Source organism: Acinetobacter pullicarnis, assembly GCF_006352475.1.
In the GTDB taxonomy this organism is placed as follows: domain Bacteria; phylum Pseudomonadota; class Gammaproteobacteria; order Pseudomonadales; family Moraxellaceae; genus Acinetobacter; species Acinetobacter pullicarnis.
Map to the genome: position 1 here is coordinate 1,061,801 of NZ_VCMZ01000001.1, position 25,311 is coordinate 1,087,111.

Consider the following 25,311-nt stretch of genomic DNA (forward strand, 5'->3'; position numbering starts at 1 on the left):
GATTGATCAAAAGGTCAATCTTCTTGCTTCATAAGGTATAAATTAAACGTAATGAACGCGAAGCTTAAGCAAGTTATTGACGATTTTGTTCAACATGAATCACTCAGTGGCACGTCACTGATCATGACCATTTTTGGTGACTGTATTTTTCACCGGGGTGGCATTATCAGTTTGGCCAGTTTGATTCAATTGATGGATGTGTTTGGATTTAATGAGCGTTCAGTACGTACCGCGGTCTTTCGTTTGGTGCAAAATGGTTGGCTCAGTTCAGAGAAAATCGGACGTACCAGTTATTATCGAATTACTGAAAATAGCCGCCAGCGTTTTGTGCAAGCCGACTATAAAATTTATAGCTTGAGTCAGTCGGAATGGAATAAAAAATGGGACTTGGTCTTACTGAGTTCTGCCGAGCTTGAAAATAAAATTAGCTTGAAAAAAGAATTGGAATGGTTGGGCTTTGCCAATATCGCCACCAATGTGATGGCCTATCCAGGCTGTGACCAGGTCAAATTGCAAAACTTATTATTCAATCTACAAATGACTGATCAAGTGGTCATTTTCAAAGCGGAAACGCTGCAGTTTTGGCAAGATTCCTATGCCACCATTCAACGAATGGTTGAAATTAATTGGCCAATCCAAGACTTACATGCACGTTATGAAACATTTATTGGTGATTTCAGAGAAATTCTCAACTTAATTGAAGCCGATGAGCAGCTTGATGCGGTACAGGCATTTCAGGTGAGGATTTTATTAATTCATCAATACCGTCGTATTTTATTAAAAGATCCCAATCTACCGTTTGAATTGTTGCCACCGAATTGGCTGTCGCTTACAGCGCGTAATCTCAGCAGTAATATCTATCAAGCAGTGTGTGCGATTGGCGATGAGTTTTTCTTTGAAATTGCCCGCACTTCCGAAGGCTCCATGCCACCCGCACACCCACAGTTTTTCAAACGCTTTGGTGGCTTAAAAATGGAAGCGTTGGGTTAGAGAAAGCGTTGTGTATCAAACTCAGTATGGTATTCAATGGAAATTCCCCTCTTTGGAAAAGATGAGCCATATATGGCGCAAGGGAGAGATTTTTGTTGTGTGGTATAGGTTAGGTATTGGTTTCAAAGATGTTTTACAGTCAAAGAAATCCATCCCAACCTTCCTTTTTCAAAGGAAGGAGCGTTGTGTATCAAACTCAGTATGGTATTCAATGGAAATTCCCCTCTTTGGAAAAGAGGGGCTAGGGGAGATTTTTGTTGTGTAGCATATATTCGGTATCAGTTTCAAAGAAATTCCCCTCTTTGGAAAAGAGGAGCCATATATAGCGCAAGGGGGAGATTTTATCTAGTTACACTGTTGTGCGGTGTGACTCAGTTAAATTGCTGATCACTAGGAGCTTTGTGATTCGAAAAAATCCATCCCAACCTTCCTTTTTCAAAGGAAGGAGCGTTGTGTATCAAACTCAGTATGGTATTCAATGGAAATTCCCCTCTTTGGAAAAGATGAGCCATATATGGCGCAAGGGAGGGATTGCTTCGAGAACTAAAGATATTCCAGCAATCAGTTAAAACGCTGAAAATTTAACAATAACAGATGAAAGGACAAGTAGCGTAGCTACCCAAGGAGTGATGATGCCGTGTTATGCAATTGATGGAGTGATTCCAGTGGTTAGCCCAGAGGCCTATGTGCATCCGACTGCGGTGCTGATTGGTGATGTGATCATCGAGACGGGTGTTTATATTGGACCACTGGCGTCACTACGTGCCGATTTTGGTCGGATTCATGTGATGCAAGATGCCAATATCCAAGATGGCTGTATTGTGCATGGCTTTCCCAACTGTGTGACGCTCATTGAAGAGCGCGGTCATGTGGGACATGGCGCGATTTTACATGGTTGTCGAGTTGGAAAAAATGCCTTGATTGGCATGAATAGCGTGATTTTGGACTTGGCAGATATTGGTGAAAACAGCATTATCGGTGCCAATAGTTTGGTTAAGACCAAGGATATTATTCCCGCCAATGTTTTGGCAATGGGCAGTCCAGCCAAAGTCAGTCGAAACCTATCTGAGCAAGAGTTGCATTGGAAAAACCAAGGCACAGATGAATATATTACATTGACCAAGCGCAGTATCCACAGTTTGGTTGAAGTCGCACCATTGACCGAGCAGTTCGCCATGCGTAAGACCTATAAAGACTTTCAATCCACTCATCAAATTAAGCCGAAGTAATCACGGAGTTTTGGCAGTTGAGATAAGTGGGCTTAAATGAATAGATACTGATCGATGAAGAGCTGAATAAAATATAGGAAATTAATTTTTTGACAGGGAGTGTTTATATTGTTTCAATCAGGAAGATTGGACAGTAAAAGTAAAATAACAATTGAGGATGAAGTAGAACAGCATCAAGTCATCGCGAATTCTGACATGATGCCCGAATAGGCATATTGGATGCTGGCCTGTATTAAAATGAAAAATGGTGTGTGAACACAAGCTTATTCATGTGTTTATGCCCGAATTAAAAGGGGAGAAAAATGGATTTTCAGACCTGGTCCGCTTTTGTCGATCGTTTTATTGCGGCGATGATGAGCACAGTAGAAGTGGATGCATTTTATAGTTATAAAATTGAAGCTAATCTAGAAACCTCACAACATCATTATCGGAATCTTCCAGCACAGGCGATGCAGCAGTATTTAACTGAGAAACAGCCTTATGATCCGTTGTTTTTTAAAAACCATAATGGTGATTTGGGTGAAATGTTGTTGTTATCACAACAGGTAATTCCAGATCAGTATCATACCTTTTTACAAGAACAACAGATTGGGGATAATTTGGAGCTGTATTTTAAATACCAGCACGTTCCCATTCGAGGGATTAGCCTGATTCGTTCTGCGCAGCATGGGCAATTTGTTGATGATGATTTAATTCGCTTAAAAAGCTTTTATCACTTGGCTGATTTTTATATTAATCAGCATCAGACCGTACAGGCACAGATGCAAGTTAAGCATCTTGAACAGTTTGAAATGACTAAAAAAGAGCTTGAGGTGATCGATTTGATTTGCCGAGGTATGGATAACCCACAGATTGCAGCCGGCTTATATATTAGTCAGTCTACGGTGAAGACCCATATTCAGCACATCTTTCAGAAACTTCAGGTGCAAAATAAACATCAGCTTTTATCTAAATTGCTGCAACTTAATCGAGTGTAGGGTCAGATGCATCTATTAAAATCATCCCTAGGGATGATTTTTTTTGTGCATAGATTGGCTACTTTAGATTTAAATATGATGGATCTATAGGTAATTTTAACAATGAAGTTAAGCAAAATAAGCCAAGGAATCAAATCCAATCTGCATTTAAAAGCGTGGTTAATGACGCTGCCGATGTTATTTATGGGACAACAGGCCATGGCGCATGGGCAGGCCGCAGAAATGCTTCCGCTTACACAAGCGATGCAAGCAGCGGGTGCCAATGTTGAGCATGATGCTTATACCGATGTGTATACCGTGAGTAAAAACTCAACTTATGTCAAAATTAAACCCAATGCAGAAACCATTTTAGTCAATGGGAAAAGCCTAAAAATAACCGTACCGGTGATTGAAAAAAATGGTCAAGCCTATGCTTCGAGCACCTTGGCCAATGAAATATTCCAATCTGGCCTCGATCAAACCTTTGTCACTGAAAGCGTGGTGCATCCACTCAACAGCTTATCTGCGCAAGAAATTACACTGGCGCGTTCGATTATTGCAGCAGATCGCCGTGCTCCGAAAGAACTCAGATTTAGCCGTTTAGCACTTAAAGCCCCCGATAAAACCAAAGTTTGGAATGCAGTACTCACCGATTCCGTTTTAAAAACTGAGCGTGAAGCCAATTTTGCCATTTTAAATGGTAACCAGATTATTGAAGGTGTGGTCAACTTAAAGACCAAGAAAATCGTCACATGGAAAGTGGTGAAAGATGCGCACGGCATGGTGCTGCTTGATGATTTTGAGTTGGTGCAAAAGGTCATTAAAGAAAGTCCAGAACTGGCTGCAGCCATGAAAAAACGTGGCATTAACGATATGAGCAAAGTGGTTGCCACGCCACTGACGGTGGGCTACTTCGGCGGTGAAGATGGTCTAAGCAAAGAGCTGAATTATCTAAAAGTTGTTTCTTATTTAGATGTTGGTGATGGCAACTATTGGGCGCATCCGATTGAAAATATTGTGGCGATTGTCGATTTAAGTCAAAGAAAAGTGGTGAAAGTGGAAGATGGGGAGATTGTCCCAATTCCAATGGCAGCACGTCCTTATGATGGTCGTGATAAAAAAGCCAACAGCAAAAAACCTTTAAGAATCACAGAACCAGAAGGCAAAAACTTTACTGTGTCGGGTCAATATGTACATTGGAACAATTGGTGTTTCCACGTGGCATTGGACTCACGCGTAGGTATTCAGCTTTCAACCATGACCTATAAAGACCAAGGCAAAAAACGTAAAATCATGTATGCCGGTAACTTGGGTGGGATGATTGTGCCTTATGGTGATCCAGATTTGGGCTGGTACTTTAAGTCGTATCTCGACTCGGGTGACTATGGCATGGGTACTTTAACCGCATCGCTAGATCGTGGTACCGATGTGCCTGAAAATGCAGTGATGTTTGATGCAGTGATTCCAGACTTCCAAGGCAATCCGATGACCATTCCAAACGCCTTTGCCATTTTTGAACGCTATGCCAATCCGGACTATAAGCATCAGGAAATGGGGCAACCGAATGTCAGTGTTGCGCGTCGTGAATTGGTGGTGCGTTGGGTGAGTAATATTGGGAACTATGATTATATTTTTGACTGGGTCTTGGCTGAAAATGGCACCATTGGGATTAACGCTGGCGCATCTGGAATTGAAGCAGTTAAAGGCGTGAAAGCCAAAACCATGCACGATGCGACTGCGGCAGCAGACACCCGTTATGGCACCTTGATCGACCACAATATTGTCGGCACTACTCATCAACATATTTATAACTTCCGTTTAGATATGGATGTCGATGGCGAGAAAAATAGCTTTACCCGCATGAATCCTGTGGTGAATCCAAATCAAAAAGGCATACGTAAGAGTGCGATGGAGATTGAAACCTCAGTGGTAGACAGCGAAAGTGCTGCCAGTGAGCGCTTTGATCCAAGTACTATTCGTTTAATCAGTAATTACAATGTCGAAAATGCGATGGGTAATCCTGTGTCTTATCAAATGATTCCATTTGCAGGCGGAACCCATCCGATTGCCAAAGGCGCGAACTTCTCAGCTGATGAATGGTTGTTTAAACGGTTAAACTTTATGGATAAACAGATTTGGGTGACCAAATATGATCCAAATGAATTGTATACCGATGGCGATTATCCAAACCGTTCAACCCATGACACAGGGCTAGGCCAGTTTGCGGGCAACAATGAAAACATTAAAAATGAAGACTTGGTGGTATGGCTCACCACAGGAACCACGCATGTGGCGCGTTCGGAAGAATGGCCAATGATGCCAACAGAGTGGGTCAACGTGTTGCTTAAACCATGGAATTTCTTTGATCAAACCCCGAGTTTGACGCAGAATGAATCTGGCAAGCATGATCTGCCAGCGAAATAGTTGAGTCGCTCAATTATTCGGGGCAATATTCCCGATTTTAAACAGCCCGAAATGCACTGCATTTCGGGCTGTTTTTATGGTGCTATGTGGATTGGGTTTTAGCATGATGACATTACTAATCAGTTTAGCGACAGTTTGGCTGCCAAGTGTTCTGCTGTAATTCAAGTTTGAGTTTATCCGTCGTTTGTTTTAACACGCTGGCTAAGTTTTTAGTGGTGGCTGAAAAGCGTTGAGCGGCTGCTAAGCTAATAAAGTCAGTACATTGGAAAAAGCTTTTTTGTACGTTTACTTCATACATGGACAGCATTGGATTGGGTAACTTGGTATCAACTGGAAGGTAAGTTACCGAAAAATAAGAGACTTGTCCTTCAGTTGCGAACACTACATTTTGATAGGCACCTTGCTGTTTTAAGCTCTGCATTTGAGCAGCTTTCCATTGTTCTGGCGTCAATTTGGTGTTTTTTGAATAGTCTAAGGTGATCAGCTGCTGCCAATTTTGAATATTCTCATTGGCGACCGTATATTCAAATCTAGATTTATTGCCTGCGCTTTGTTGGTGGGCAAGTTTATATTTTTGACCATCAAAATCAAAAGTTTCTGGAGGAGTAAAGCTAATGACATTTGCTTTACCGCCACAGTTTCTAGCTTCACTTGGCACTTCAGCACCAGTTGCCGTATTCATTACTTTTAAGCGTGCCTGCGGAGAAATATTGCACAGCATGTTTTTACTGCGAGAGAGGCCAGGGCCTGTGGTTAACATGCGTAGACCAGTATCTACTTGTCCATTTGCATTATAAGCTTGTAATTCGTATTGACCTGATAACGTGCTACAACCAGAAAGCCCAGCAATAACAGCCAAGCAAAGTATTTTATTAAACATTGTTTCCCTCATTTTAATTGAACAGGCTTATTTTTTAGTCTGTTTGTTTATAAAAAAGTACTTACAAGCCACGATGACTGTAGCACTGATTGGGCTGTAGTTCGAATAATTAAAAAATGATGCATATTAAAAAATGAAAGGTATTTTAAAATAAACTACTTGTGATTTATGCTGAGTAACAACTAAATAACCTCAAAAAATACGGCCTTGATTCATCCCATTTTAGAATAGACAGGGGCTGCTATTGGTATATTTGTTTACTGCTTATAGAATAAATTATTTGTTTATTTATTTAATTTTTGTTAAGCAAGTTTAGTGTGTTAAGACTTTAAAAGTATAAAATTAAACTTAAAAAGTAATGGAAAATTACATATCAAAGTGATAAAAATAATTAAGGTCGCAGGAATGTCCGAATACTTTGTGCTGTAGGTAGATGAATTATAAAGTGGATTTTATTTTTATTTATAACACTAGCCAAATATAGATCAGGTCATTCATTCAACGTTACTCAAAATTAATTTCTTTTAATGAGTACACTTACAAGGATGCAAGTCGATGAGTGATTTTAAAAATCATACGGAACAGTCGCAAACAAAATCTGGGGCATATGCCTGGTATGTCGTATTACTCTGCATGTTGGCTTATATTTTCTCCTTTATTGATCGACAAATATTGGCATTGATGATTGAGCCAATTAAAGCCGATTTAAGTCTTTCTGATACACAATTTAGTTTATTACATGGATTAGCTTTTTCACTTTTTTATGCATTTATGGGATTGCCACTGGCCTATATCGCAGACCGTTTTTCACGACCAAAACTGATTGCGATCGGTATTGTTTTTTGGAGTATTGCGACCGCTCTTTGTGGCTTAAGTAAAAACTTCTTTCAGTTATTCTTGAGTCGTATGGGGGTTGGTGTAGGAGAGGCTGCATTATCACCAGCCGCATATTCAATGTTTAGTGATATGTTTAGCAAAGAGAAACTGGGGCGTGCTGTTGCGGTTTACTCGATTGGTTCCTTTGTTGGCGGTGGTGTTGCATTTTTAGTTGGCGGTTATGTGATTAGCCTATTAAAAGATATGACCCTGATGAGTGTACCGCTGTTTGGCATGCTGAAATCTTGGCAAGTTGCTTTTATATTGGTTGGTTTACCTGGCGTATTTATTGGCTTGCTGGTGCTTTTGACTGTTAGAGATCCGAAACGTAAAGGGCAACGTTTAAATGCACAAGGAGAAGTTGAAAAAGTAAGCTTTAACGCGAGTTTTAAATTTCTTTCTAAACATCGCAAAACTTTTACCTGTCATTATTTAGGTTTTACTTTCTATGCAATGGCGTTGTTTTGCTTAACCAGTTGGACACCTGCATTTTTTATGCGTAAGTTTGGTTTAACCCCAACAGAGACAGGTTATATGTTGGGTACGGTATTATTGGTTGCAAATACATTAGGGGTCTTCTGTGCTGGTTGGTTAAATGATTGGTTTATCCAAAAAGGTCGTAAAGATGCACCGATGATTACTGGTGTAATTGGTATTATTGGTTTAATTATTCCAATGATTGCATTTACTCAAGTTTCTGAGTTGTGGTTATCGGTGACTTTATTGGTTCCAGCGATGTTCTTTGCATCCTTTCCATTACCTATTTCGACCACTGCAATGCAAATGCTGGCACCAAATCAATTACGTGCTCAGATTTCAGCGATGTTCTTATTGATTAGTAATTTGATTGCACTGGGGATAGGTACAACCTTGGTTGCATTAATTACCGATAAGGTTTTTGGCAATCCGTTAATGGTAGGTATGTCAATTTCAATTGTTGGTGGTTTATCTTGTGTGCTCTCCTTTATTTTACTGAAAAAAGGTTGCAAAGCCTTTGTTGACAGTATGAACGAAGAATATCCGAGTTAATTACCCAGTCGTATGAAAAATAGCCTATTATTTTAATGGGCTATTTGTCTTTCACACTATTGCTAGAAGAGTACTGAGTCATGCTTCAATCTTCTTCCTTAAAATATTTGCAGTATTTAGATGAGTTTTTATTATTTAACTCTAAAGATTATGAAACGATCAAACAACAGATTAGCCATTATTTATGCCCGCATCAGTTTGAGGTGGAGACACCAAAAAAACTAGATGTCAGGCTGAATGGTTTTAAGTTTGGCTCATCTGCATTGTATGACTTAAAATATAGTGCGCCTGTAGAAATCGTGATGAATAAGGATTCTGAGAGTTATTTGTTTAGAATCAGTATTGAAGGGCAGTGCGACATCTGGCAAGAACAACATCAGTTTCATCAATCGCCAGGGGTGATGACCGTTTCGCATCCCAATAGTCAGCATCGTATTACCACCAATCATCATTGTCGCAATATTATTTTAAAATTAACCAAAACAGATGTTGAGACACAACTGGCTAAAATGCTGGGATACTCATCATCAGCACCGTTATTATTTGATCCTTATTTGCCTTGCAGCTCTGATGGAATGACTTCCATTATTGAAACCATCGATTATCTTTGTCATGCCTATTACAAGATTCAAAACTGGCAGCTCACTTCAGAGAGTTTTACTGATTATTTAATCCAATTAATTTTACTTAAAGTACCGAATAACTATAGTCAGAAGCTCAATGCAAAATCACAATTGGTGTTGCCGCATTATATGAAAAAAGCCAAGCACTATATTGCTCAGAATTTAAAGATGAATATCACTCTGAGCGAGCTGAGTGAACGCTGTGGCGTTTCGGTACGAACCTTACAAAAGGGTTTTAACCAGTACTTTAATCAAACCCCAATCGAGTTTATTCGCGATCAGCGCTTAGAACTGATTCATTTGCAATTGCAACTCGGTTCTAGTGATGAAACTGTGACGGATATTATGCTAAGAAATGGCATTAATAGTTTTGGCCATTTTTCCAAGATTTATAAAAAACGTTATGGCTGTGTTCCCTCACAAACTTTAAAAATGCATTGATTCTTTGACGAGATTTTTCTTCGCAAATGGGGATATCAATTCGTATTTTGATACGTAGATTTTGAATAGATCCTGCACTATCAATACTCAATTGATCAGGAAGATTCAAAATGAAAATTACAGTATTGGGTGGTGGTCACGGATGTTATGCTGCAGCTGTTGAAATGGCAGAAAAAAAACATGAGGTTGTGTTATGGCGCCGTGATACACAAGCGTTGCAGGAATTAAGCGCTGCAGGGCATATCGAAATTAAAGACTATCAAGGTACACGCTCAGTCACTGTTGGTTTTGAAAATAGCCAAATTAATTTAGTATCAGATCTAGAACAAGCGATTCAATTTGCAGATCTAGTCGTTATTCCGTTGCCTGCAACCACACATGAAGATTTAGCACAACAAGCCGCAGCCCATTTTAAAGAAGGCCAAGTGGTGTTCTTACCGCCTGGTACATTTGGCAGTTATATTTTTGCCAGTGCAATGAAATTGGTTGGTAATACAGCAAAAGTTGCATTTGCAGAAACTGGGACATTGCCGTATTTAGTCCGTAAACATGGCGTAAATAATATTGTAGTGAGTGGCTATGCAACGCGTCTACCAACAGGGGTTTTCCCAAGTTCGCTTTCAGAACATGCCTTCGCGATTTTAAAGCAAGCCTATCCAAGTGTTGAAGCGATTGAAGATGGCTTAAGTGGTGCTTTAATGAATGCTGGCCCGATTATTCATCCACCTTTGATTTTGATGAATGCCGGTCCATTAGAGCATTTTGAATCATGGGATATTCATAATGAAGGCACCCAGCCAGCGATTCGTCGTGTAACCAATCAATTGGATTTGGAGCGTATGCAAGTCCGTGAAGCATTGGGCTATGGCGCACCGCATTTTCCTTTGGCAGATCATTACAACAAAGATGGCGAAGGCGACGAATGGATGTATGGTCGCGGCGCACATGGCAAGCTGACCGACAGTGGTGATTGGCGTGAAGACATTAACCTTACAACACATCGTTATATGCTAGAAGATACGCGCTTAGGACTTTCTTTCTTGGTTTCTGTGGGGCGTTGGGCAGGTGTCGCAACCCCAGTCGCTGAAGGTCTGTTAAATATTGCGTCGGCGGTAACGGGCAATAACTTATATGAGACAGGGCGTAGTTTTGAAAAACTAGGCCTTGCGCAAAAGACCAAAGCTGAACTCAACGAAATCCTTCAACAAGGAGTGTAATATGCGCCAAATTCAACAGATTGGAGTTGTTGGAGCAGGTCGTATGGGTAAAGCCATCGCGATTGCCTTTGCTTACGCAGGCTTGAATGTAAAACTGATTGATGCAAAAACGCGGCATGCTGATGATTTCTCTACCTATCAAAGCAAGGTATTTGAGGATATTCGCCAAGACCTCATGTTGCTGGAAAAAGTTGATTTTATGCAGCCCGCACAGATCGAGCAAGTTGTGCAGCGAATTGAGGTACTAGCAAGAGAACAGTCACATGCATTTCTGCAAACTTGTGATCTGATTATGGAGGGAGTACCTGAGCAGCTACAGGCTAAACAGGAAATCTTTGCTTGGTTGGATCAATATATTGCTGCGGATTGTATTGTTGCTTCAACCACATCTACTTTTTTGGTGTCGGATATTGCCGAGATGCTCAGCCATCCAGAACGGGTGGTGAATGCACATTGGCTCAATCCTGCTTATTTAATTCCGTTGGTAGAATTAAGTCGGATGGAAACTACTTCAGATGATGCCGTTGAGTGCTTAAAAGCCTTCTTAAAGAAAATTGGAAAAGTACCAGTCGTATGTAATGCACGTGCAGGCTATATTGTGCCACGCATACAAGCCTTGGCAATGAATGAAGCTGCAAGAATGGTTGAGGAAGGAGTTGCTTCAGCTGAAGATATTGATATCGCGATACGGACTGGCTTTGGTTTACGCTTTTCAGTTTTAGGTTTATTGGAATTTATTGATTGGGGGGGCGGTGATATTTTATTTTATGCCTCACAATATTTGGAAAAAGAATTAGGTTCGCGTTATAGCGCACCAAAGATTATTAGTGAAAATATGCAGAATAATCGTAATGGCCTCCGTGAAAAACAAGGCTTTTATAATTATGTCGATATGGATATTGATGCTTATAAACTTGGTGTTTTAAAAGCCTTTTCGAATCGAATAGAAATGTCGAATCTAAAGCCAGTATTTGATGTTGTGAACCGTTGAGGATCAAGAAATCTAGTCACACAATAAAAACACCTTACTTATATTAAATGGGTTCGGTGTTTTTTTATTGGGCAGTACTTATTTGATTTTACATCCTCTTTGTTTTCTCCCTTGAGAAAAAGAATAAATAAAAGAGGATGTTGATAATGATGGATGCGGTGTATTAATTCGACGGCATTAAATCAAATAGTTTTTTTAATTGTGCATTCAAGGCATTTAACTCATCTTCATCAAAGGCATTTAAAATACCTGCGAGCGTGACCGCACTAATCGAATTAATCTGCTCAACCAGTTTCAAGCCTTTATCGGTTAATTTAACCATCGATATACGTTCATCATGTTCAGAAGAAAAAACTTCAACTATTTCATCTTCGACTAAGCGATAAACCGCTTTGGTTGCAGTGGTAAGCTTCAAGGTCGCTAAGTTTGCGATTTCAGTAATACTGGCCTCACCCAAGGCATTGGTGCTTAAAATAATCTTTCTTCTGGTATTGTCTATACCAAGTTTTTTTATCGATTTTTCAATAAGTTGCCCATACTTACCATTGACCTGAGAAATCCAGAAAAAAGGAAAGTTTTGCAGGCTCTTCGGCTCATTGTTGGGGAGGAACTGATCTAGTCGATTAAGCATAGCGTGGCAGCAATTGAGAAAAGGGGGTGACCCATTATACAAAGAATTGAAACAGATACTTAATTAAGATATTGAAAAACTTCTTGACAAATACATGGCTTTTTCAGATATTAGACCTAAGGATAAAAATACATGGAAAAGTGCATGAATATAGTCGCTCAAGAAGTCTCACTGGGTACTGGCACATTGAAAGTAATGGTAAAGGACTCTATTGATATTCAAGGAATGAAAACAATAGCTGGATGCAAAGCATTGCAGGATCAAGCCGCTGCAACCAGCAATGCAAAAGTTATTGATTTAATTGTTGCAGCTGATTGCACAATTACCGCAAAAACCAATTTACATGAGTTGGCTTTTGGCATCACAGGCATTAATAAAAACTTCGGGACGCCAATCAACTCTAAATATCCAGAATTGATTCCTGGTGGTTCATCGAGTGGTTCTGCTGCTGCGATTGCTGCGGGATTGGCTGACTTTAGTTTAGGCACCGACACCGGTGGTTCGATTCGTATGCCTGCCGCCTGTTGTGGCGTATTTGGTTTAAAGCCGAGTTATGGCCGCGTCAGTCGGGTTGGGGTAAAGCCTGAACAGAGTAGTTTAGATTGTGTTGGGCCTTTTGCCGCATCGGTTGCGATGATTGAAACCGCAATGCAAATTATTGATCCAAGCTATCAAAAAATAGATGCTTTGCAGGCTGCACCAAAGTTGGCATTTTTAAAGGTTGATGCCGATCCGATGATTTGGGATTGCATTCAGCATTACTTCAACCAAGCCAATTTACAGCTTGATGAAGTTGCTGTTAACAGCTTTGAAGACGCTTTTGCTGCGGGCATGCAAATTATCAATTTTGAAAATTGGCAAGCCTATGCTGAACTGACCAAAACAGGAAAAGTCAGTCCTGACGTGAATAATCGCTTATTAAAATCAGCGGAAACCACGTTCACACAAGTGCAGCAGGCTGAGAAAATAAGAGTCAAATTTAAGCAAGAAATTGATGCACTGTTAGAAAACTATGATGCCTTGGTGTTACCGACCTTACCGCAAATCCCACCCAAAGTAAGTGATGCCGAGCATACTGTTGCATTTTTAAATTTAACCGCATTGGTTCGACCATTTAATTTATCTGGTCATCCCGCGATTAGCATTCCTTTAGAAATGGAAACAGGATTTCCAGTTGGGTTACAGATGATCGCAAAGCAAGATGCCGACGCGCTGTTATGTGCAATCGCAGATTATGTCGTGAACGCAGCGCAATAAACCAAAAAAGATAAATGAATAAGGAAATAGCGAATGAACAGTTCGATGACAACGGAAGTAGAGATGGCTTCACCTGCGAAGGAAACACAGAAAGTCGAATTAGAAGCATTGTGTCGTGAAATTCGTGAGCGTGCATGTACGGGGGAGTTTGACCAACAAGCATTTGTAAGCCAAGACATTATTGATAAATTAAAACAGATCGGTGTGTATCGTGCATTACTGCCAAAACGTTTTGGTGGTGATGAAGTCAGCCCGCGTGCATTTTGTGAACTGATTGAAAAATTATCGATGGCCGATGGCTCTGTGGGTTGGGTGGCAAGCTTTGGTATGAGCCCCGCTTATTTGGGCAGTTTGCCAGAAACGACCTTAAATGAACTGTATAAAAATGGCCCTGACATCGTTTTTGCCGCAGGGATTTTCCCACCACAACCTGCTGAAATTACTGAGCAAGGCGTGGTCGTCAAAGGTCGTTGGAAATTCTCAAGTGGTTGTATGGGCGCAGATATTATTGGCGTTGGGATTGCACCACGTAAAGACAATGAAGTGCAGGGCTTACCACGCTTGGCGGTGATGCCTGCAAATAAAGCCAAAATTGAAATGACTTGGGATACCGTTGGCTTAAAAGGCACGGGTAGCCATGATTTGGTGGTTGAAAATGTAGAAGTCGCCAATGAATGGACTTTTGTTCGCGGTGAAGCGTCTAAACTGCCTGAGCCCTTTTTTAAATATCCATCGTTGTCTTTAGCAACACAAGTACTCACCGTGGTGGGCATTGGGGTTGCGGCAGCAGCATTAGCAGAATTTAAGTTGTTGGCACCTGGCAAAGCATCCATTACTGGTGGTGCTGAAATTGCCAATCGCCCTGTAACCCAATATGAGTTTGCGCAAGTTGAAGCTGAGTTTTTAGCAGCGCGGACTTGGTTCTATCAAACCATGGACGTGGTCTGGCAAGAAATTATTGCAGGGCGTACCCCAAGTGCAGCAGACATCAGTGCCATGCGTTTATCCAGCACTCATGCTGCTCGGGTATCAGCACGCGTTGCACGCAAAATGCAAATGCTGGCGGGTATGACTGCGATTTATACCAACAATCCATTTAGCCGTTTTGTCAATGACACCAATGTGGTGACTCAACATGCCTTTATGGGCGATGCCACTTTGCAAAATGCCGGTGCGATGAGCTTTGGGCTCAATCCAACACCAGGCTATTTATAGGTGTATGGGTTTCAATTGGGTTTTAAAGTTCGGTTTTAACAATTTTTTATTATGGTCTTAAAGGGACATGAGTATGGAAACTGCAAAAACGCTACGTGTTTTATTCTGCATGGGAATTAACCAAAACTTCTTTGATGCCGAGCCTGCTGAAGCAAAAGCAGTTTGGGCGGCATTTGGTGAGATGTGGAATGGGATTCATGATCTGCCAGGTGTAACCGTTTTTGGCAATATGGATGATGATCAAAGTATGGTTGGCCCAAGTACAGGCGCACCATGGACCACTTATTTACTTGCGGATGTGCCGAATATTGAAACGGTACATGCGGCATGTAATTTATTTAGAACCACGGTGGTCGGTGAAGGTCCGTATAAACTTTGGAAATATTGCAAAGTTGAAGCACGTGTTGGTCGTGAATTAATTATTCAACGCTAAGCGCATTTGATAGGAATGACAAAATGGATTTGAGCTTGATTTTAAAACGGTTGGAACATTTGGAAGCGCATAACGCGATTCGCAATTGTATGAATCGCTATATGCAAATTTGCGATGATTTAGATGCCAACACCGATCTGAATGCGTTGATGGATTTGTTTGATCAAGACAGCATTTGGGAAGGCGTTGGTGAAAAATATGCCAAGTCCTTTGGTCGTTATGCTTCATGGCAAGCCATCCATGACATGTTTCAAGGCTATACCCAAGCACAATCTCATTTTGTCATGAATGCGCACTTTGTAAATTCTGAACAAATTCAAATTTATAGTAATCAGGATGGGGAAGAAGCACTTGGCACATGGATGATGTTGCAATGCTCGACTTTCCAATCGGAAGCCAGTCATTTAAATGCAGCCAAGCTGCGTGTGACCTTTAAAAAACAAAGTGATGGTGGATGGAAAATCAAACATTTCCAAACTGAAAATATTTTTAGCCGCCCAGTAACACATTGGCATAGTACAGATGAATTGCCAGTGCCTAAAACAGATGCCCTAAAGGACCAAGCCTCAGTAGGTTGATACCTGAACCGGCCGTATGAACAGGATGATTAAGATGAATAGTATTATTCCAATGCAAAATATCGACGTGGATTATAACGCACTGGTACAAAGTGACCGCGTACATACCTCTTTGTATAAAGATGAAAAAATCTTTGACGATGAAATGGAAAAAATCTTTTATAGCACTTGGGTGTGGGTGGCACATGCCAGTGAAATCCCTGATGCAGGTAGCTATAAAACCATGAAGATTGGTAAACAGCCTGTGGTGGTGGTGCGTGACCGTAAAAAGAAAGTCCATGTGTTGCTCAATCGCTGTCGTCACCGCGCGGCAACCCTGTGTGAACAGAAAAAAGGCAAAACCAACAGTTTCGTTTGTCCATACCATGGTTGGAGCTATGCACTCGATGGCACCTTACGTGGCGTACCTTCACCTGAAAGTTATGGCGAATGCTTAGAAAAATCTGAATATCCATTGATCAGCTTACGCGTTGAAGAATATAACGGCATGATCTTCGCGTCGTTTAAAGAAGATATTCAACCGCTTGAAGACTTCTTAGGGCCTGCGAAAAAGTGGATTGATTTGTTCATGAAACAAGGGGCCGGTTATCCAATCAAAGTCCTCGGTGAACATCGTTTTACTTTCCCAGGTAACTGGAAAATTCAGTTGGAAAACACTACTGATGCCTATCATTTTCCATTGGTGCATAAGTCATTCTTAAGTTCAGTCGATGAAAAAACCGAAGAACTGTTTAACTTTGAGAATCAACCAGGCTTTGTTGAAGACCTCGGCAATGGCCACAGTGTGATGGTGATGATTCCAGAGCTAATTGATCTTGAAGAAGACTTGATGGAACGTCCGATTCAGGAACGTTTTGAAGAATTGGCACAAGCCTTACGTGACGAAGGTCATGAAGAATTACAAGTTCGTCGAATTGTGCGTGCCGTTGGAGGCTCTGGCTTTAACTTAAATATGTTCCCGAACATTGCTTGTTCAATGGCGTTCTTCCGCGTGATGCAACCCTTGTCGGTCAATGAAACTGAAATTCACCATTCTGTTATTACTATGGATGGCGGACCACAAGTAGCGAACCAATATCGCTTACGTTTACATGAACATTTCCAAGGCCCGTTCGGTTTTGGGACGCCAGACGATGCCGAAGCATGGGAACGGGTACAGCACGGTGCCAATGCTGGCAATGACTTATGGATTATGTTGAACCGCGGTTTGCCGGGTGAAGTGGCAACCGAAGATGGTCTAAAAAGTGATGTCAGTGCAGAAACGGGTATGCGTTCGGCATATCAGCAGTGGAAAAAGATGATGACGGCTTAAGGAGCGAGCAATGAAAATTAATTTAAATTTACTCAATGAAGTCACTGCATTTATTTGGGCAGAGGCAGACATGCTCGACCATGCTGAATATCAAGATTGGTTGGGTTTATGGAATGAAGCTGGGGTGTATATTATCCCAATCGATCCAACCCAAACTGATTATGAAAACAGTTTGAATTATGCCTATGACAACCATCATATGCGTAACCTTCGGGTACAGCGTTTGGAAAATGGGGAAGCGATTTCCACTGCACCCAAAGCCAATACCGTGCGCAGTATTTCACGGGTGCGCGTGATTCAAGAACAAGACAATGAAATCATCTTACGTTGTGCGCAAAATTTACGTGAATTCCGTAAGGAAAACCTAAAACATTATACCGCTGATGTGACTTATCACTTAGAACGCCAAGCACCGGGTGAGTTGAAGATTAAGCGTAAGATCATCAATTTAGTCAACTCGACCGATACCTTGGCGGGTATTAGCTATATTCTTTAGGAGAGACTGCATGACACAGGTTGTTTTAGTAACAGGCGCAGCATCGGGTTTAGGCAATGTGATTGCAGAGTATTTTGCAGCACTTGGGCATCAAGTCATTTTATCTGCGAGTAGCTTAGAGAAAGCAGAAAATGCTAAGCAGAACAGCCCACATGCCGCAAATATGTTTGCGCTGAAGTTGGATATTTCGGTTGAAGCTGATTTTCACAATGCGGTTCAGGTCATTGAACAGCAGTTTTCTAAGCTGGATGTATTAATTAATAATGCGACGGTGACTAAAGCAACGCCTGTGTTAGAAATCACTGCGAGTGATTTTGATTGGATTATGCAAGTGAATCAACGTGGTACTTTCCAATCTTGTCAAATTATTGGTCAATACATGGCAAGCAAAGGCTATGGACGGATTATTAATATGGCATCATTGGCTGGACAAAATGGTGGCACGGCAACTGGCGCACATTATGCGGCGACCAAGGGTGCGATTGTGACGCTTACCAAAATTTTTGCCAAAGAATTTGCAGCGAAAGGTGTTACGGTGAATGCTGTTGCACCAGGTCCGATGGAATCACCGATTGTACATAGCGTTGTATCCGATGAAAAAATGGATCAATTCATCCAAAATATTCCGGTAAAAGCCTTGGGCAGCATGGAATTTATTGCTGAAACTTGTGCACTGCTTGCGAGTCCAAATGCAAACTTTGTAACGGGTGCAACTTGGGATATTAATGGTGGATTGTTTATGCGTTAAGCCTTGCGCTTAATGCATTGCGAGGGAGCTTAGAATGACAGCACAATATGATGTTGTAGTGAAAAATAGACATGTAGAAGGTGCGAATATTGCAGTCATCGCATTTGAATCTGCAACGGCAACACCATTACCGAACATTGCTGCGGGTGCACATATTGATGTGCATTTGCCAAATGGGATGATCCGCCAATACTCACTTTGCCAAGATCCAAATCAACATGGCATTTTTAGATTGGGTGTTTTAAAAGATCCAGCATCACGTGGTGGTTCAGTCTCAGCTTTTGATGATATTCAAGTGGGGCAGCAGTTACAGGTCAGTGAACCACGTAATCTGTTTCCACTGGTACAGGCCGAGCATACGGTACTGATTGGTGGCGGGATTGGAATTACCCCTTTGATTACCATGGCCTATCAGCTTGCAAATGAGTGTGCTTCTTTTGAATTGCATTATTGTGGCAGCAGCCCAGAACAATGTGCCTTTGTTGATGAAATAAAAAATGGATTATTGGCCGAATTTACCCAGTTCCATTTTAAATCGGAAGGGGCGAGTCATCGTCAGTTCTTTGAAAGTGCGATTCAATATATAAAACCAGAAAGTCATATTTATACCTGTGGTCCAGTGGGTTTTATGGATTGGGTGATTAATTTAGCCCAAACTCAGCACTTTCCAGAAAACCAGATTCATAAAGAGTATTTCCAAGTCGAAGTGGAAACTTCGGGGGATGCCTTTGAAATTGTTGCTGAGCGCAGCGGTAAAATTATTATGGTCAATGCAGAAGAAACCATTTTACAAGCATTGGCCAAAGCAGGCATTGAAATTGAAATGTCGTGTGAACAAGGGGTGTGTGGAACCTGTATGTGCGATGTGATTGAAGGGGAACCAGACCATCGCGATGTGTATTTTACAGATGAAGAAAAAGCCAGCAATGAACAGATTCTTGTGTGTTGCTCGCGTTCTAAATCAGCCCGATTAGTTTTAGATATTTAATGACAGGGGATAAGTCATGGTCGATATAACAGATTTTAGAAATGGAATGTCATTGTTAAGCGGTGCAGTGAATGTGATTACCACTGCGGGTGCATCTGGCCGTTTTGGTTTTACTGCTTCAGCCGTATGTAGCGTAACCGATACACCACCAACCCTGTTGGTGTGTATGAATCGTTCTTCAAGCTCACATTGCCATTTTAAAGACAATGAAATTTTAACGGTGAATGTTTTGGGGGCACAACAGCAAGATGTTTCCCAAGCATTTTCCTCTAAAATTTCGATGGATGAGCGCTTTAACTTTGGTGAGTGGATCACGCTTGCGACAGGTTCGCCAGTCTTAAAAGATGCTTTAGTAAGTTTTGATTGCCAAGTAAAGCAAATGAATGAAGTCGGAACCCATACGATTTTTTATTGTGAAGTTCAAGCCATTCAAACCAATACTGAAGGTGAGCACTCAGGTTTGATTTATTTTAATCGCAGCTATCATCATGTGGGAAAGCTTAGTGCCTAATTAAAAAATTTAAGCAAATAGTGTAAAAAGACATTGAATAGTGAATCTTGTTTTTTTACACTTTTATTTGTTTATATTTGACGTTGGTTTTTATACGAGATGTCTCTATGACATGTCGATGTGATGTTTAAAGCGCCTGAATAACGGAGATCACGTTATTTGGGCGAATTGCATTTAAATTGTCCTTAAGGATGATGAAATTGTGAGTTCTCTGGCATAAGCTATTTTATTATTTGCGACTTATATGCTTAGCCAGCAAGCAAATAATAAAAGTTTCGATGCTTATATTCGACAGGAAGTTGAATAATGAGGTGAGTATGCTCAAATATGTAAAAAAAGAAGTCATGGAATGGACACAGCATCTACAAAATGTGTGTGGGGTCTTTGAAACCTCTTTTGATGGACAAGATTCACTGTTTATTGGTGAGGTCGAATCCTATTTGTTGGGTCAGACCGAAGTTGCTTTTATTAAAAGTAATGCCAATGTCATTGTTCGAAAAAAAGGTGTACCAGATCGAGTAAAAGATCGCTTTTGCTTTTTAATCTTGCAGCACACTGGAAAAATTTCAATCGAATATACGGATGAATCACTCACGCTCTGTGAAGGCGATATTATTTTACTTGATCCTGAAGAAACGATTAGTATGTTTCCACATGGCTTGTTTAGTCATATTTCCGTGCATCTTTCTCGAGAGAAACTTTTTAAACATGGGATTAGTCATGAACATTTTGGTAAGTTGATGACCAATAATATGAGTGGTCATTTACTCAAGAATATGTTGAAAGCCATGTCACCCGAAAATATCCATCTGTGGTATTCGGAAGAAGATGGTAATGCATTTGAAGAGGCATTAATTGCACTGATTAAACCGACCATTAATTATAAAAGCATTCAATCTTTTGATCGGTTAAGAGCCAAAGCCGAACGTTTTATTATTGAAAACTTGGCACAACCGAATCTTTCACCACAATTGATTGCCGACCATGTTGGGATTTCACTGCGGCATTTGTATCGCTTATTTATTGATGAAAAACAATCGATCAATAAATATATACAGTTTAAAAGATTAGAAGAAATTCAACGTGAACTGAAAGATTTAAAAAATAGTAAGTTATCAATTACTCATATTGCCTTGAAGTGGGGGTTTTGGGACAGTGCACATTTTTCTAAAATATTTAAAAAGACCTATGGTATTTCACCGAGAGCGTTTAGAGAGACAGTTGGGGAATATCCATAGCGTGGCATATTAAAATAAATAGCAGAAGTAGGAAAAATAAACACGTAGCTCATTAGGTCGTTTAGGCTTTTGTTCTCTCTTCTAAATTTCTTACTTTAATCTCCCATTTAATCCATTCTTTGCTTTCTGCCAAAGCATATTGACTTGATGTCATTTTTACACATCGCTGACGTCATACACAGACAAGTCAGTTTCGCATAAACATGATCAAATCAATATAAGCAACAAGGTATTTTAGTTTGGGTATCCTAGGCAATAAATATGAGCATATTCCAGACTGAACCTATATTGCGAATTTGAGCATGATTGTTTGTTTTTAAATGCAGATCAAATGTAGTTTAAAAACAAACAATGAATAGCACTCTTTCATAAATTCCTTTTTATTTCTTGCTAAGAAAGAAAAAAGTGGGTGTGAATATTTATGAAAAAGTCTAATCAATGGATCATATAAAACAGGATGTGGATGATGAAAACAAATAAATTATTGCAAGCAATCAAGCAAGTCATTGGGGTGAATTTAACTGCGATCAGTGCTTTGGCATTGGTAGGTGCCACTCAGCAGGTTTATGCACATAGCCAAGCGGCTGAATTAGTGCCCTTATATCAGAATATGAGTGATTTTGGCGCGAATGTTAAAAAAGATGAATTCACCAACAGTTATATTATTTCAAAAGGGTCATTAACCGTTCGAGCAAAACCAAATTCAGATTCAGTTTTGGTTAATGGTAAACCATTAAAGCTGAGTGTTCCGCTTATAGAAAAAGATGGTCAGCCAGTGATTAGCAAAACCTTTATTAATGAAGTTTTTCAATCCGGTTTAGACCAAACTTTTCGAGTAGAAAGTGATGCGCACCCGCTGAACAGTATGAACACAGCTGAGATTAAAAAGGCCTACGATATTATTGCTCAATCTCAGTATGGTTATGAGAATATGCGTTTCGCGGAGTTAAAACTTAAAGCACCTGATAAAGAAAAAGTCTGGGACTTTTTTTTAAATCATAAAGCTTATAAAGAAGATCGTATTGTGAGTTTTATTCTGTTAAAGGGTAAACAAGTGATCGAAGGGGAAGTGAATCTCCAAAATAATAGCGTTACCGAGTGGCGTGTTTTAGACAATACCCACGGTATGATTTTATTAGATGATTTTGAAACAGTACAAAAGGCAATTGAAGCTAGTCCTGAATATATTAGAGCCCTGAAAAAACGCGGCATTCCCGATGTTAAAAAAGTGATTGCCAATCCATTGACGGTGGGTTATTTCGGTGGAAAAGATGGTTTAGAAAAAGAACTCAATGTACTAAAAGTAGTTTCTTATTTAGATACGGGGGATGGTAATTATTGGGCGCATCCAATTGAAAATTTAGTTGCCATTGTTGATTTAGATAAAAAGAAAGTTATTCGGATTGAAGAGGGTTCTTTGATTCCAGTACCAATGGCGCATACCCCATATGTAAGTAAAAATACCAAAGCAGCGGTTAAACCACTAAATATTGTTGAGCCCGAAGGTAAAAACTTTGAAATTACCGGTCAAACCATCCATTGGGGTAACTGGTGCATGCATGTTTCACTCGATTCACGTGTTGGTTTACAGCTCTCGACTGTGACCTATAAAGATCAAGATGTGAAGCGCAAAATTTTATATGAAGGCAGCTTAGGTGGAATGGTGGTGCCATATGGTGATCCAGATATGGGTTGGTATTTCAAATCGTATTTAGACTCAGGGGAATATGGAATGGGGACTTTAACCTCATCTATTCATCCTGGAACAGATGCACCAGATAATGCCGTTATTTTAGATGCGGTGATTGCAGATTATAAAGGTCAGCCACAAGTGATCCCCAATGCAATTGCTATTTTTGAGCGTTATGCAGGACCTGAATATAAACATCAAGAGATTTTTGGCGATCAAAATGCATCAGAAGCACGTCGTGAATTGGTGGTACGTTGGATTAGCACGGTTGGAAACTATGATTATATATTTGACTGGGTATTTTCTCAAAATGGTGTGATTGGTATTAATGCGGGTGCAACCGGTATTGAAGCCGTGAAAGGTGTTAAAACCAAAACTATGCATGATAAAACGGCCAAAGATGATACTAAATATGGCACTTTAATTGACCATAATATTGTGGGAACCACACATCAACATATTTATAACTACCGCTTAGATTTTGATATCGATGGTGGTGCCAATAGTTTTGTACATATGGATCCCGTGGTAAAACCAAACGAAAATGGTGGTGTACGTACTAGTACCATGCAAATTAATAGCAAAGTGCTCGATAGTGAGAAAAATGCAGCAGAGAAATTTGACCCTTCTACCATTCGTTTAATCAGCAACTTAAACAAAGAAAATAAAATGGGTAATCCCGTTTCTTATCAGTTGATTCCATTTGCAGGCGGAACGCATCCAATTGCCAAAGGTGCTAATTTTGCTGAAGATGAATGGTTATTTAAGCGACTCAATTTTATGGATAAACAAATTTGGGTGACTCAATACAATCCTAATGAACGTTATCCAGAAGGTAAATATTCAAATCGTTCAACCAGTGATACGGGGTTAGGGCAATTTATTCAAAATGATCAGAATATTCAAAATAAAGACTTGGTGGTTTGGTTAACGACAGGAACCACTCATGTTGCACGTGCTGAAGAATGGCCAATTATGCCGACTGAATGGGTAAATACCTTGTTAAAGCCTTGGAACTTCTTTGACAGTACGCCAACGTTGAATATCGACACTGGAAAAGAAAAACACGGACATCGCTAATATTAAATTGAAGAATGGGGCGAATAGGATATTGAGCGCCAGTAATGATTTTTAAAATACAAGGATGGGGTATGAATAAAAGATTAAAAGTATCAACCGTAGTGTTTGTATCACTCTCAGCAAGTGCAAGTCTGATACATGCCGCGGATTTGGATTATAAAATAGAACCTTTTGTAGATGTCACTTATGGGATATTCAACAGCCAGAAAAGTTATGCCAATCCTGAGGATGGATCTAAAAAAACCTGGCAGGAGCTTAGTGCTCAATATGGGGTAAAAGGGACTATAGAACTTAGTCAAGCCAGTGTTTATGGTAGCTTGATTGGAGTCAGTTCAGCCACCTTTGGTGATGGAGATGCCGCCGACAATACCAATGGTCATGAGCGGAAAACCAATATCGGTGAATGGACTTTGGGGATTAAAGACACCCATGGCAAAGAAGCATATTCAAAATATGATTTCAGTGTTGGACGCCAGAATGTGGTGATCGGTGATGGCTTCTTTGTGGCAGGCGATGCACTGAATCTTGGTGAACCACCAGCAGATGGCCAGTTAAATCGTGGTGGTGCTTATTATTTGGCGGCAAGAAAAAGTTTTGATTTTACTACGGTGTTGAAGTTTAGACCTTGGGAGCAACTTAGCACTGAATTTGCCTATTTAAAATCAAATAATAAAGCACAATTTTCACCAGAATTATTTGTGACCGATTTGAAATATCAGCAAGACAAAATCGGTGTTGGTTTTACCTACTTAGATGTTTTAAGTTTAGATGACGAAGAGCATGTTTCTAATCGTCAAAACTTAAAAAACTATGCCTTGCGTTTTAATTATAGTGTTAATCCAGCGCTCGAATTTAAGAGTGAATATGTGATTCAAGATCAAGCAAACGCCACGGAGCATGCAGGATATTTAGGACTTAGTTATAACTTTAGTGATCTCGCCTATAAACCTAGTGTTGGTTATCGTTATAGTCGTTTTTCTGAACATTATGATCCAATGTTCTATGGCAATACGGTTGGTTTTGGTACCTGGTTCCAAGGTGAGGTGGCTGGAAATTATGCAGGGCCTTTTAACAGTAATGCCAATATCCATCAGATTTCGCTGAGTATGAGTCCAAGAGAAAACCTCATGTTTGGCGCATTGGTCTATAAGTTTGACAGTTTGAAAAAGCAGCCTATCGATTTAAATGCTTTTGAAATTGATATTTATTCGGTTTGGTCAGTGAATAAAAACATTAACATTATTCCATTGTTTGGTTTTTATAAACCAAAACATGATTTAAGTGATGGTGGCAATCAAATGCCCAATAATAAGCTCAATACCTATAGCCAATTGTTATTGCAGTACACCTACTAGGTTTAATTCTATTCAGCATCGTTAGCAGATCTAGCTTTAAGCCCCGCATTGAGTTGCTTAGAACAGCATGATCTTGGCTCAAATGGTTTAGGTATTACAATCAGCACGTGCAATCTTATGATC

22 protein-coding genes are annotated in these 25,311 nt (G+C 40.2%); 20 read left to right on the plus strand and 2 right to left on the minus strand.

The annotated features are described in order from the left end of the window. The first annotated feature begins 51 nt into the window (after positions 1-51). From paaX to tynA (FD716_RS04510), 4 genes are all read left to right on the plus strand, one after another. On the plus strand, positions 52-990 hold the full coding sequence (gene paaX / locus FD716_RS04495) for a phenylacetic acid degradation operon negative regulatory protein PaaX (RefSeq protein ID WP_139851163.1): 939 nt from the start codon (positions 52-54) through the stop codon (positions 988-990). A gap of 632 nt (positions 991-1,622) precedes the next feature. After that, positions 1,623-2,219 carry a gamma carbonic anhydrase family protein gene (locus FD716_RS04500; RefSeq protein ID WP_139851164.1) on the plus strand — a complete coding sequence of 199 codons (597 nt, stop codon included), beginning with the start codon at positions 1,623-1,625 and terminating at the stop codon, positions 2,217-2,219. A gap of 302 nt (positions 2,220-2,521) precedes the next feature. Further along, on the plus strand, positions 2,522-3,196 hold the full coding sequence (locus tag FD716_RS04505) for a helix-turn-helix transcriptional regulator (RefSeq protein ID WP_139851165.1): 675 nt from the start codon (positions 2,522-2,524) through the stop codon (positions 3,194-3,196). A gap of 162 nt (positions 3,197-3,358) precedes the next feature. Beyond that, positions 3,359-5,599, plus strand: a complete 2,241-nt coding sequence (tynA, locus tag FD716_RS04510; RefSeq protein WP_407641917.1) for a primary-amine oxidase — start codon at positions 3,359-3,361, stop codon at positions 5,597-5,599. Between the two features lie 124 nt (positions 5,600-5,723). Here tynA (FD716_RS04510) and FD716_RS04515 read toward each other — a convergent pair whose 3' ends face one another. Further along, a complete protein-coding gene (locus tag FD716_RS04515) occupies positions 5,724-6,479 on the minus strand; it encodes a hypothetical protein (protein WP_139851167.1) in 756 nt (251 codons plus the stop codon). A 555-nt stretch (positions 6,480-7,034) separates the two neighbouring features. Between FD716_RS04515 and FD716_RS04520 the strand changes: the two genes are divergently transcribed. From FD716_RS04520 to FD716_RS04535, 4 genes are all read left to right on the plus strand, one after another. Continuing rightward, the gene (locus FD716_RS04520) at positions 7,035-8,384 is read left to right on the plus strand and encodes a spinster family MFS transporter (RefSeq protein ID WP_139851168.1); all 1,350 of its coding nucleotides are present in this window, start codon (positions 7,035-7,037) and stop codon (positions 8,382-8,384) included. 80 nt (positions 8,385-8,464) lie between these two features. Further along, a complete protein-coding gene (locus FD716_RS04525; RefSeq protein WP_139851169.1) occupies positions 8,465-9,448 on the plus strand; it encodes a helix-turn-helix transcriptional regulator in 984 nt (327 codons plus the stop codon). Between the two features lie 110 nt (positions 9,449-9,558). After that, positions 9,559-10,665, plus strand: a complete 1,107-nt coding sequence (locus FD716_RS04530; protein ID WP_139851170.1) for an NAD/NADP-dependent octopine/nopaline dehydrogenase family protein — start codon at positions 9,559-9,561, stop codon at positions 10,663-10,665. A 1-nt stretch (position 10,666) separates the two neighbouring features. Then, positions 10,667-11,656: a 3-hydroxybutyryl-CoA dehydrogenase gene (locus FD716_RS04535; protein WP_139851171.1), complete on the plus strand. Its 990-nt coding sequence runs from the start codon at positions 10,667-10,669 to the stop codon at positions 11,654-11,656. A gap of 163 nt (positions 11,657-11,819) precedes the next feature. Here the strand turns inward: FD716_RS04535 and FD716_RS04540 are convergent, their stop codons facing one another. Further along, positions 11,820-12,287, minus strand: coding sequence for a MarR family winged helix-turn-helix transcriptional regulator (locus tag FD716_RS04540; protein ID WP_139851172.1), 468 nt, complete (start codon positions 12,285-12,287; stop codon positions 11,820-11,822). A gap of 144 nt (positions 12,288-12,431) precedes the next feature. Here FD716_RS04540 and FD716_RS04545 point away from each other — a divergent pair, with 144 nt between their 5' ends. The 12 genes from FD716_RS04545 (at position 12,432) to FD716_RS04600 (ending at position 25,188) form a co-directional block, all read left to right on the plus strand. After that, on the plus strand, positions 12,432-13,544 hold the full coding sequence (locus tag FD716_RS04545) for an amidase (RefSeq protein WP_139851173.1): 1,113 nt from the start codon (positions 12,432-12,434) through the stop codon (positions 13,542-13,544). 63 nt (positions 13,545-13,607) lie between these two features. Next, positions 13,608-14,759 (plus strand): acyl-CoA dehydrogenase family protein, encoded by a 1,152-nt coding sequence (locus FD716_RS04550; protein ID WP_228714980.1) that lies wholly within the window; start codon positions 13,608-13,610, stop codon positions 14,757-14,759. 73 nt (positions 14,760-14,832) lie between these two features. Beyond that, positions 14,833-15,192 (plus strand): IacB protein, encoded by a 360-nt coding sequence (locus FD716_RS04555; protein WP_139851175.1) that lies wholly within the window; start codon positions 14,833-14,835, stop codon positions 15,190-15,192. Between the two features lie 23 nt (positions 15,193-15,215). Beyond that, on the plus strand, positions 15,216-15,770 hold the full coding sequence (locus FD716_RS04560) for a nuclear transport factor 2 family protein (protein WP_139851176.1): 555 nt from the start codon (positions 15,216-15,218) through the stop codon (positions 15,768-15,770). Between the two features lie 34 nt (positions 15,771-15,804). Beyond that, entirely contained in the window at positions 15,805-17,082 is a 1,278-nt protein-coding gene (locus FD716_RS04565) for an aromatic ring-hydroxylating oxygenase subunit alpha (protein ID WP_139851177.1), read from the plus strand. A gap of 10 nt (positions 17,083-17,092) precedes the next feature. Further along, a complete protein-coding gene (locus tag FD716_RS04570) occupies positions 17,093-17,578 on the plus strand; it encodes an aromatic-ring-hydroxylating dioxygenase subunit beta (protein WP_139851178.1) in 486 nt (161 codons plus the stop codon). A gap of 10 nt (positions 17,579-17,588) precedes the next feature. Further along, positions 17,589-18,326, plus strand: a complete 738-nt coding sequence (locus FD716_RS04575) for an SDR family NAD(P)-dependent oxidoreductase (RefSeq protein ID WP_139851179.1) — start codon at positions 17,589-17,591, stop codon at positions 18,324-18,326. Between the two features lie 34 nt (positions 18,327-18,360). Then, positions 18,361-19,314 carry a PDR/VanB family oxidoreductase gene (locus FD716_RS04580; protein ID WP_139851180.1) on the plus strand — a complete coding sequence of 318 codons (954 nt, stop codon included), beginning with the start codon at positions 18,361-18,363 and terminating at the stop codon, positions 19,312-19,314. Positions 19,315-19,330: 16 nt separating this feature from the next. Continuing rightward, a complete protein-coding gene (locus FD716_RS04585; protein ID WP_139851181.1) occupies positions 19,331-19,825 on the plus strand; it encodes a flavin reductase in 495 nt (164 codons plus the stop codon). Positions 19,826-20,142: 317 nt separating this feature from the next. Then, positions 20,143-21,063, plus strand: a complete 921-nt coding sequence (gene feaR / locus FD716_RS04590; RefSeq protein WP_139851182.1) for a transcriptional regulator FeaR — start codon at positions 20,143-20,145, stop codon at positions 21,061-21,063. A 466-nt stretch (positions 21,064-21,529) separates the two neighbouring features. Continuing rightward, positions 21,530-23,833, plus strand: a complete 2,304-nt coding sequence (gene tynA / locus FD716_RS04595) for a primary-amine oxidase (RefSeq protein ID WP_139851183.1) — start codon at positions 21,530-21,532, stop codon at positions 23,831-23,833. Positions 23,834-23,904: 71 nt separating this feature from the next. After that, positions 23,905-25,188: a hypothetical protein gene (locus FD716_RS04600; protein WP_228714903.1), complete on the plus strand. Its 1,284-nt coding sequence runs from the start codon at positions 23,905-23,907 to the stop codon at positions 25,186-25,188. Positions 25,189-25,311: the final 123 nt, after the last annotated feature.